The following is an 8534-nucleotide window of genomic DNA, read 5'->3' as shown; positions in this document are numbered from 1 at the left end:
CCCGGGAGATGTCGACCACCTTGGGGGGCTCGATCCGGATGTCCGTCAGCTTCTCGACGGTCCGGATGGTGCAGGCCGAGCCGCCCATCGCGAAGGCGTAGTTGAACATCGTGAACGCCGGCTCGGTGCGGCGACCGTCCGCCCGCAGACAGCTCGGCACGTTCACCATCAGATCGCGGGGGAGGGACACGGCGGTGGCGCTGCGCCGGTCGGCCGCCAGGTGCAGCAGGATCGTGGTGTCGGACCGCTCGCTGCCCAGATCCCGTCCGTACTTGCGGTTGCCCTTCCCCGAACGCGTGTCGGACCCGATCAGCAGGATGTTCTGCGCGCCGCGCACCAGCGCGGTGGGCCGTTCCCGCTCGTACCGGGCGAGCTCGGCCGCCGCGGCCTCGTCAGGCGTGATGTTCGAGCTGAGCTTGGCGTACACGGCCCATCCGCCCCCGGCCGCCGCGAGCACCAGGAGGCCCAGCCCCAGCGAGGCACCCTGCACCCAGCGCCGCCGGCGCCTGCGTATCAGCCCGTCACCGGTGGCGGAGGCGCCGGCACCGGGACCGAGGGTGCCCGAGGGGGGCGAACCTGCGCTTTCGGTCACGGGCGCCCACCCCCTCACGGCGTACGAGCGTGTCGTCCTGCTCCTACGACCATGGCGCGGAAAGGGCCGCCGGGGCGGCCGGTACTACTCCGATCGGGTGAAGATCAGTGACGTGCGGCAGTCACCCGTTCGCTCTCGATCCGCTTCGCCAGGGCGTCCTCGTCCAGCTGCTCCAGATGGCGGCACAGCACCACGGACCCCCCGACGGCCAGCGGCGAGTACAGCCCCGCGCTGAGCCCCGCCCAGGTGTCGTACGGCAGCCCCGACAGCAGCCGGGAGCCGGGCCCGGTCAGGTCCAGCGAGGGCGCCTCCGCCCGCGCCCGCTCGACCACCTCGGCCCCCGTGTACTCCGCCCCCGCCACGATCAGCGCGGGCTCCTCCGGATCCACCGGCGCGAAGGGCGCGAACCGGTCCCCCTGGCTCGGCACCTCGACGGCGTAGTCCACGAAGCCCTCCGGTGGCCGCGGGAAGCGCCCGCCCAGCGGACGCAGCGCGAGGGCCACCCGCTCCCCGCGGCACGCCCGGGCCGCCTCCAGCGAGTCCGGGCCGCTCACGACGACGTCGGCCGCCGCCGGGTCACCGGCCACGTCCGCGATCGCGCCCACCGAGGAACACGCCAGCAGCCACACCGCCGTCTGCCAGTGCGCGGGCAGCAGCAACGCGACCCGGTCGCCGGGCCCCGCGGCAAGGTCGCCCTGAAGCAGGTTCGCCGTCTTGGCCACCCAGTTGGCGAAGGTGGCGACGGACAGTTCGACGCGTTCGCCCGTGGCGTCGTCGTAGAAGGTCACCAGGGGGCGTCCGGGATCCGCGGCGAGCGCGGAACGCAGCAGGTCGGCAGGGGTGCGATCGGTGGCGTTCACCCGCGCAAGCGTACGCGGCGCCAAGGCCGGGCACCGGCCGACGGGGCCACCGGTCCGGAGGAACGGCACCCGACGGCCCGTCAGTTGCCCGATGGGCGGATATGTATGAGTATGTCCGCGCTCAGAGGCATGCGTGGAATCCTCGCCTCCCCGTTCGGTGTCACGTGCGCGGCCGACCTGGACCTGCCCGCGTCCGCCGTCCCCACAAGGCCGGCGCCGACCGCGGAAAGGCTCACAGGCCCCGTCGGTCATTCGCGGTACCCACCGCTACCACGTCAGGAGCATGGGCCGGCGCGACGTCGGCTACAACTTCCTCGTCGGCAAGTGCGGAAACGTCTACGAGGGCCGCACGGGGACGGCGAAGGTCCTCATGGGTGCCCATGGGTGCCCACACCCTCGGTTTCAACAGCGACACCATGGGAATCGCGGTCCTCGGCACATTCGACTCGGCCAAGCCGTCCTCCGCCGCCGTGACGGCGGTCGCCAGACTCACCGCGCAGAAACTCGGGCTCGACGGGGCCAATCCGCGAGGAATGACATACCTGAAGTCCGAGGGTGGCAATCTCTACCCAAAGGGGAAGAACGTACGACTGAACGTGATCTCCGGCCATCGGGACGGGTTCGCCACGGAGTGCCCGGGTAAGCGGCTCTGCTCCAAACTCGGCGCCGCCCGTTCCGGCGCGGCCCGCTGCCAGGGGCGCTGAGGCCGGGGCGCGCGTTCCACCGCCGTCGGGGACAGCCGGGGGAAAACCGCATGCCGATGTCGCGGGACACCGCGCGGCTGTCGAGGGCGCCGTCGCACGGTCTGCATACACTGGCCGGCCGGAACACAGTTCGGCCGGTCCCGGCAGGAAGCAGAGACGACAGGTGACAGAAGCGATCCTCCTGGTCGGCGGCAAGGGCACTCGGCTCCGCCCGCTCACGGTGCACACTCCCAAGCCCATGGTCCCGGCGGCCGGAGTCCCGTTCCTCACACACCAGCTGGCGCGCGCGAGGGCGGCGGGCGTCGAGCACATCGTGCTCGCGACGAGCTATCTGGCCGAGGTGTTCGAGCCCTACTTCGGCGACGGCGCCGCGCTGGGCCTCCACATCGAGTACGTCACCGAGGAGGAGCCCCTCGGCACCGGCGGCGCGATCCGCAACGCGGCCGCGCACCTCCACTCGGGTCCCGACGAACCGGTGCTGGTCTTCAACGGCGACATCCTGACGGGACTGGACATCAGGGCGCTGGTGCGCACGCACGAGTCGACGGGCGCGGACGTGTCCCTGCACCTGACGAAGGTGACGGACCCCCGCGCCTACGGTCTGGTCCCCACGGACGGGACGGGCAGGGTCCTCGCCTTCCTGGAGAAGCCGCAGACGCCGGAGGAGATCGTCACCGACCAGATCAACGCGGGGGCGTACGTCTTCCGCCGTTCGGTCATCGACACGATCCCGGCGGGCCGCCCGGTGTCGGTGGAGCGGGAGACCTTCCCGAACCTCCTGTCCGCCGGAGCCCATCTGCAGGGTCTGGTGGACTCCACGTACTGGCTGGACCTGGGCACCCCCGCGGCCTTCGTCCGCGGCTCGGCGGACCTGGTCCTGGGCCGGGCGCCGTCCCCCGCGGTCCCCGGGCGCTGCGGCGACCGTCTGATCCTGCCGACGGCGAGAGTGGCGCCGGACGCGAAGCTGACGGGCGGCACGGTGGTGGGCGAAGGCGCGTTCGTCGCGGAGGGGGCACGGGTCTTCGGGAGCACGATCCTGCCGGGCGCCGTCATCGAACCCGGAGCGGTCGTCACCGACTCCCTCATCGGCACTCGCGCCCGCGTCGGCGAGCGCTCCGTCCTCACCGGCACGGTCATCGGCGACGGCGCGGTCGTCGGTGCCGACAACGAACTCCGCGAGGGCGTCCGGGTGTGGTGCGACGCCCGCATCCCGGCGGGGGCGCTCCGCTTCTCTTCCGACCAGTAGTCGTTGCGGGTGGGCAGGGGCGCCGCCCTTGGGGCCGCGCCCCGAACCCCCGTCGGCCTGCACGGCCTCGTCCTCGAACGCCGGACGGGCCCTGATCCCGGCCGGCGCCCACCTCACAACCGACCGATGTCGACGCGGGGCATCTTCGGAGCGCGTCGCGCCGGCGTCTTCCCGCTCAGCAGGATCAACCGGGCCGCCCGATGCCGCTGCCCCGCGTACGGCTCCAGCAGCTCCAGCATCACGGAGTCGTCCGCGTACCGGTCCCCGGCGAGCGCCCATCCCACGATCCCCGGCAGATGCAGATCCCCGACCGTCACCGCGTCCGGCGCCCCATGACTGCGCTGCACGGTCTCGGCCGACGTCCAGGGACCGATCCCCGGCACGACCTCCAGCCGCGCCTGCGCCGCTCCGGGCTCCATCCCGACCGCCTCCTCGAGCCGCGCGGCGACCCGCACGGCCCGCAGAATCGTCGACGCCCGCTTGTTGTCGACCCCGGCCCGATGCCACTCCCACGAGGGAATCAGCGCCCAGGTCCGGGGCTCCGGCATCACCCACAGCCGTCCGCCCGCCGCAGGCCCAGGCGCGGGCTCCCCGAACTTCCGGACCAGCAGCCGCCACGCCCGGTACGCCTCGTCGGTCGTGACCTTCTGTTCCAGGATCGACGGAATCAACGACTCCAGCACCAGGCCGGTCCGCGTCAGCCTGAGTCCCGGCCGCCGGTGCCGGGCGAGCGCCAGCAGCCGGTGCCGCGGCGCGAACGCGTCGGGGTCGTCGTCGGCGCCCAGCAGTTGCGGCAACCGGTCCAGCAGCCACTCGGCCCCCGGCCCCCACGCCTCGGCGCGCACCTCACCGCCGTGGACCGCCACCCGGAGCGTCCCCGGCCCGGCGGGTGTCCGGCTGGCCCGCCACACGGACCCGTCGGGCAGGGTCCGGAACGTCGGATCGGCAGGCCCGCGCCGCAGCGGCCCGAGCACCAGCCCGAGGTCCAGCGCCCCCTCGGGCACCCACCTGCGCACCCGCCCCGCCGCGCCGGCCTGCCGGGGCAGCCCCGTCCCGGCGGGCACGGCGACATGCCCACCGCGCACGGTCGTACGCGTGGGCCGCGGAGCGAATCGTCCTGCCACGAGTGGGATCCCCTGAGATACCTGAGACGCCGGAGCCGTCCTACGAGACTAGGCGGTCGTACGACATGGTCACCGGACCTCGATGAACGCGGCCGCCTTCCGCTCCGGCCGTGGCCGTGGGGCCCCGGCCGGATGTCCGACCGCCACCGCCCCCATGGGATCCCAGTCCGCCGGGAGGCCCAGCACCTCGCGGACCACGCCCCGGCAGAACATCGTCGACGACACCCACGCCGAACCCAGCCGCTCCCCGGCCAGCGCGACCAGGAAGTTCTGTACGCCGGCGCCCGTGGCGACCACGAACATCTCCCGCTCGGCCGCGTCCCGCCGCGCGTCGCCGTAGGTGTGCGAGCCGTCCATGACGAGACAGGGCACGACCAGGTACGGAGCGTTGCGCAGCACGTCCCCGCGCCGCACCCGCTTGGCGATCGACTCCTTGCTCTTGCCGTCCCGCCGCAGGTCGGCGATCCAGGCATCGCGCATCGCGTCGAGCAGCCGGGTCCGCGACTTCGCCGACTCCAGCAGCACGAACCGCCACGGCGTCGTGTGGTGCGGGGCGGGCGCGGTCACCGCCGCGGCCACCGCCCGGCGTACAGCCCCGGCATCGACGGGCTCGTCGGTGAAGGCCCGCACGGTGCGCCGCTGGGTCACCGCCTCGCGCACCGCCTCGGACGTCCCGAGCCGGAACATGTCGTCGCGCGCGTCGCGCACCAGGGCGCGGGCCCCCTCCCCGTCCTCCGCGGCCACCACGTGCGGCAGACCGCGCACCACGGCGACGGGCAGGCCGGCCGCCTTCCCCTTGACGAGGTCGCCCGCGGCGGCGAGTTCGTCCGCCGTCGCCACGACCGTCGCGCTGAGCGGATTGCCGTGCGCGTCGGTGGCCCCCCGCAGATCGTCCAGGACGCGTACGCCCGCGGCGCCGATCGCGACGTCCGTGAGCCCCGCGCGCCAGGGCCGCCCGAAGGTGTCGGTGACGACGACCCCGACCTCGACGCCGAGCGTGTCGCGCAGCCCGTCCCGGATCGCGCGCGCGGAGGCGTCCGGGTCCTGCGGCAGCAACAGCACCGTTCCCGAAGGGGTGTTGGAGGCGTCGACCCCGGCGGCCGCCATCACCAGGCCCTGCCGGTTCTCGACGATCCGCAGCGGCCCGCGCCGGGCCACGACCCGCACGGTCTCCGCGTCGATCGCCGCCTCCCGGTCGACCGCCTCGACGACCCGGCCCTCCGCCTTGGACACGATCTTGGAGGTGACGAGGAGCACGTCCCCGTCGACCAGCCCCGGCTCGGCGGAGGCGATCAGCTTGCCGAGGTCGTCGCCCTGCTGGACCTCGGGAATCCCGTCGACCGCCCAGACCCGGTACCCGGGCGCCGCGCCGCTCACGCCCCCCGCACCTCCTCCGCCAGCGCGAGTGCCTCCCGGGCCATCTGCGCGGCCGCGTCCAGGTCGGTCATCATCAGCGGTACGGCCCGGCAGCGGATGCCGGCCGTCTCGACCCGCTCCACCGTGCCCGCGTCCACGGTGTCGACGAGCCACCCGTCGAGCAGCCCCGAGCCGTAGTGCTCGGCCACCGCCGCGGCCGTGGACTCCACGCCGACCGCCGCGAGCACCTTGTCGGCCATCCCGCGCACGGGCGCGTCCCCGACGATGGGGGACAGGCCCACCACCGGCACGCCGGCGTCCGCGATCGCCTCCCGGACGCCGGGTACGGCGAGGATCGTGCCGATGGAGACGACGGGGTTGGAGGGCGGGAAGAGGATCACGTCCGCCTCCGCGATGGCCTCCAGGACGCCCGGTGCCGGCTTCGACTGCTCGGCCCCGACCGGCACGACGGCCTCGGCCGGGACCGACGCCCGCAGCCGCACCCAGTACTCCTGGAAGTGCACCGCCTTGCGCTCCCCGGGGCCCGCGGGGGAGCCGCTGTCAGGCAGTGTCACGGCCACGTGGGTCTCGACGCGGTCGTCCGTCATCGGGATCAGCCGCACGCCCGGCTTCCAGCGGTCGCACAGCGCCTCGGTCACCGCGCTCAGCGGATAGCCGGCGCTCAGCATCTGCGTCCGCACGATGTGCGTGGCGAAGTCCCGGTCGCCGAGCCCGAACCACTCGGGCCCGGCCCCGTACGCCGCGAGTTCCTCCTTCAGGTGGAAGGTCTCGTCGGCCCGCCCCCAGCCCTGCTCCTCGTTGATACCGCCGCCGAGCGTGTACATCACCGTGTCGAGGTCCGGGCAGACCTTCAGCCCGAAGAGGTGGATGTCGTCGCCGGTGTTGCCGATGACCGTGACGTCCGCGTCCGGCACGGCCTTCTTCAGACCGCGCAGGAACCGGGCACCGCCGATGCCGCCTGCCAGAACCACAATGCGCATGGGCCCAAGTCTTGCAGGCGGGTACGACAACGCGTCAGGCAGTCACCGGACGCGCCTCGCAGTGCGGGGCCGTGGCCGTGTGCATCGGCATCTCGGTCAGGCCCGGGTAGTAGACGTGCAGGCTGACCGCCGGTTCCAGAGTGTCGTTGACGACCTCGTGCACGTACCCCGGGGCGAACACCCGCTGCGCGCCGGCCTCCAACGCGCGCGTACCCCGCTCGGTCCGCTCGGTCAGCGTGCCCTCCAGGACGGTCAGTACACCGGAGGAGCGGCCGTGGCCGTGCAGCCCGCTGCCCTGCCCCGGCACCCAGGACAGCAGCCACACCTCGTAGCCGGGGCCGGTGCGCAGCCGGTGGTACCAGCGTGTCGTGGCGTCGTAGCGGACGAGGTGCTCCCACTGGGAGCGCTCGGCGGCGACGGAGCGGGCCAGGCCGACGAACTCGGCGACGGTGGCCGGGTGCTCGCGCGGGGGCTGCAGGAGGTGCGGCACTTCGAGGATGTCGCCGGCGATCTGGAGGTCGTTGTCGCTGTTCATGGGGTGCGGTGGGTCCTCGGCGGAAGAGTGGGGGGCTGGGGTCTCGCGTACCGTCCGCCCGGGTCACGAGCGGGAGGGTGGCCCTGGATCAGGGCCGGGAAAGGGACAGCAGCCGAGTCGGGATGGACTCAAGGACAGCCGGAGCGCGTTGGGCTCAACAGCTGGAACAGCAACAACAGCTACGGCGAACGCGGGCAGCGCCGAGGGACCCGGCGGTGCGGGCCGAGGCGGGTGCCAAGTTCGCGAGCATGCCCACAAGGACACCGGTTCACACCCGCACTGTCAACTCGACGCCCGGTATGTGGGATGAGTTTCACCTCATCCGGTTCAACTCCGTGGCGAAAGGTTTGTTCAGCGGTTGACCCGGACACATGGCGCACAACCGGGCTCACGGGTCTCGCCGGAACGCGATCGAACTTATGGGCGTCCTTCTCCGTACAGGTTAGGTGTGGGGTCGGTGTCCCTCCCGGGCCCCTTCTGCGCGTCAAGGTTTATGCCGATTTGAACACTTTCCGCATGGCCTTGGTTCCGCAGAGTGAATAACGGGCTCAATAGCAGATCCCGGCTTGACTCGCCCGGAGCAGCACACTTGTAATTTCACTCGTGTCGTTCAGCCGAAATCGGTAACGGCTACAACACGGGGACGCGAAAGACAGACGAGGGGCGCACATGACCGAGCTGGTGCAGCAACTGCTGGTCGACGACGCGGACGAGGAACTCGGCTGGCAGGAGCGCGCGCTGTGCGCCCAGACCGACCCCGAGTCCTTCTTCCCCGAGAAGGGCGGCTCGACGAGAGAGGCCAAGAAGGTCTGCCTCGCCTGCGAGGTGCGCTCCGAGTGCCTCGAGTACGCCCTCGCCAACGACGAGCGGTTCGGCATCTGGGGCGGTCTGTCGGAGCGCGAGCGGCGCCGGCTGAAGAAGGCCGCCGTCTGAAGGGCGCAAGAAGGCCCACCGCCCGACCGAGCGGTACACGGCCTTCCCTCCGACCGTTCACTGACGGCCCGTCGCCGGTGGGTTATCCACAGGCGGCGGGCCGGCAACAAGGGCAGCCGATATTGTGGTGGCGGGGGCCGGAAGCCCCCCCCGGGGGTGGTTATAAAAAAAACAAACCCCCCC

General features: G+C 72.5%; 8 protein-coding genes and 1 pseudogene. 3 read left to right on the top strand and 6 right to left on the bottom strand.

Going from position 1 to position 8534, the window contains the following annotated elements; all coding sequences use genetic code 11:
* Both ACFW2E_RS34490 and ACFW2E_RS34485 read right to left on the bottom strand, forming a co-directional pair.
* A partial coding sequence (locus ACFW2E_RS34490) for an LCP family protein (RefSeq protein ID WP_384472163.1) occupies positions 1-592 on the bottom strand: 592 nt, incomplete at its 3' end.
* Positions 593-696: 104 nt separating this feature from the next.
* Complete coding sequence (locus ACFW2E_RS34485) at positions 697-1452, bottom strand: TIGR03089 family protein (protein WP_384472160.1); 756 nt, start codon at positions 1450-1452, stop codon at positions 697-699.
* A 232-nt stretch (positions 1453-1684) separates the two neighbouring features.
* On the opposite strand from ACFW2E_RS34485, the pseudogene ACFW2E_RS34480 reads away from it, so the two are divergent.
* Positions 1685-2156: pseudogene (locus ACFW2E_RS34480) on the top strand (N-acetylmuramoyl-L-alanine amidase); the annotation flags it as partial.
* Positions 2157-2319: 163 nt separating this feature from the next.
* Positions 2320-3402 (top strand): sugar phosphate nucleotidyltransferase, encoded by a 1083-nt coding sequence (locus ACFW2E_RS34475; protein ID WP_384472158.1) that lies wholly within the window; start codon positions 2320-2322, stop codon positions 3400-3402.
* A gap of 113 nt (positions 3403-3515) precedes the next feature.
* On the opposite strand, the gene ACFW2E_RS34470 is transcribed toward ACFW2E_RS34475, so the two are convergent.
* The 4 genes from ACFW2E_RS34470 to ACFW2E_RS34455 form a co-directional block, all read right to left on the bottom strand.
* Complete coding sequence (locus ACFW2E_RS34470; RefSeq protein ID WP_384472155.1) at positions 3516-4526, bottom strand: DNA-3-methyladenine glycosylase family protein; 1011 nt, start codon at positions 4524-4526, stop codon at positions 3516-3518.
* 69 nt (positions 4527-4595) lie between these two features.
* Complete coding sequence (locus ACFW2E_RS34465; protein ID WP_384472153.1) at positions 4596-5903, bottom strand: coenzyme F420-0:L-glutamate ligase; 1308 nt, start codon at positions 5901-5903, stop codon at positions 4596-4598.
* Positions 5900-6883 (bottom strand): 2-phospho-L-lactate transferase, encoded by a 984-nt coding sequence (cofD, locus tag ACFW2E_RS34460; RefSeq protein ID WP_384472150.1) that lies wholly within the window; start codon positions 6881-6883, stop codon positions 5900-5902. The genes ACFW2E_RS34465 and cofD overlap by 4 nt, the downstream gene beginning before the upstream one ends.
* 34 nt (positions 6884-6917) lie before the next feature.
* Positions 6918-7418 (bottom strand): cysteine dioxygenase, encoded by a 501-nt coding sequence (locus ACFW2E_RS34455; RefSeq protein WP_384472147.1) that lies wholly within the window; start codon positions 7416-7418, stop codon positions 6918-6920.
* A 669-nt stretch (positions 7419-8087) separates the two neighbouring features.
* Between ACFW2E_RS34455 and ACFW2E_RS34450 the strand changes: the two genes are divergently transcribed.
* Complete coding sequence (locus ACFW2E_RS34450; RefSeq protein ID WP_003975777.1) at positions 8088-8351, top strand: WhiB family transcriptional regulator; 264 nt, start codon at positions 8088-8090, stop codon at positions 8349-8351.
* The last annotated feature ends 183 nt before the right edge of the window (positions 8352-8534 follow it).

This window comes from Streptomyces sp. NPDC058964, assembly GCF_042741275.1.
Taxonomy (GTDB): domain Bacteria; phylum Actinomycetota; class Actinomycetes; order Streptomycetales; family Streptomycetaceae; genus Streptomyces.
The sequence above is the reverse complement of the archived record's forward strand: the minus strand, read 5'-3'. Positions and strand labels throughout refer to the sequence as shown.

What these genes read in the sequence shown, in the direction of transcription:
- cofD (WP_384472150.1), bottom strand. Translation starts at nt 6,883, where the DNA reads ATGCGCATTGTGGTTCTGGCAGGCGGCATCGGCGGTGCCCGGTTCCTG.
- ACFW2E_RS34450 (WP_003975777.1), top strand. Translation starts at nt 8,088, where the DNA reads ATGACCGAGCTGGTGCAGCAACTGCTGGTCGACGACGCGGACGAGGAA.
- ACFW2E_RS34455 (WP_384472147.1), bottom strand. Translation starts at nt 7,418, where the DNA reads ATGAACAGCGACAACGACCTCCAGATCGCCGGCGACATCCTCGAAGTG.